Annotated in this window: 1 protein-coding gene; it reads right to left on the bottom strand. The window is 41.2% G+C overall.

Features of this window, described 5'->3' with window-relative positions:
- Positions 1–144: 144 nt before the first annotated feature.
- The gene (locus ACTHUR_RS13900; protein ID WP_003748371.1) at positions 145–420 is read right to left on the bottom strand and encodes a hypothetical protein; all 276 of its coding nucleotides are present in this window, start codon (positions 418–420) and stop codon (positions 145–147) included.
- Positions 421–726 lie beyond the last annotated feature (306 nt).

Here is a 726-nt window from a genome sequence, read left to right as displayed (position 1 = left end):
GAATATGAACATTATGTTCGGCCTGCCCGAAACCACCGGCCTGACTAATGCACCATTGATGCCTTAATATCATCCTTATTAAAAACACAAGGCCGTCTGAAACAATGGTTTTTCAGACGGCCTTTATCAATTTATTCACAAACATCACTCATACACCACGCCGGCAAGCATTTCTTCTTCATTCAAGTTGCCGTACTGTTGCTCCCAATCGTGGGTAGCCTCCACCATATCGCATTCTTTGGCGAAGGCAAGCAGCCTGCCGTCCATCTGATCCAGACTCAAACTGCCCAAGCGTTCGCATTCCGAAGCCGTCAAATTACCGTCCGCTTCATGCGCTTCCGAAGATCCGAAAGGCAGGGCAAAAAAACCCAGCACCAACGCCAGCAGCACCCAAAAAATATTTTTACGCGAACGAGTCATTTCACACCTCTCATCATAATCATATAGCAGGTTCAAGTCAGAAAAACTAAACCAAATAAAACCAAACTAAGAAAAATCAAATATAAAACTAGAAATATCGATTTATCTAAGACAAAACGAATAGTACTAAGAAAAAATAAAATATGCAATACTTTTTCTTAGATTGAGTAATTTTTTTCTTACAATTTTATAAAAACTAAGGTAAAATACACTCAAATCGTCCAAACCATATAACAACTGTCTCTTACACCCATCTACCACCTCCGACAACTCCCTCCGTGCAGATCTCGACAGCCGCCTTACCAC

It is taken from the genome of Neisseria sp. P0021.S007 (assembly GCF_051956855.1).
This window is presented reverse-complemented; position numbering and strand designations above follow the sequence as displayed.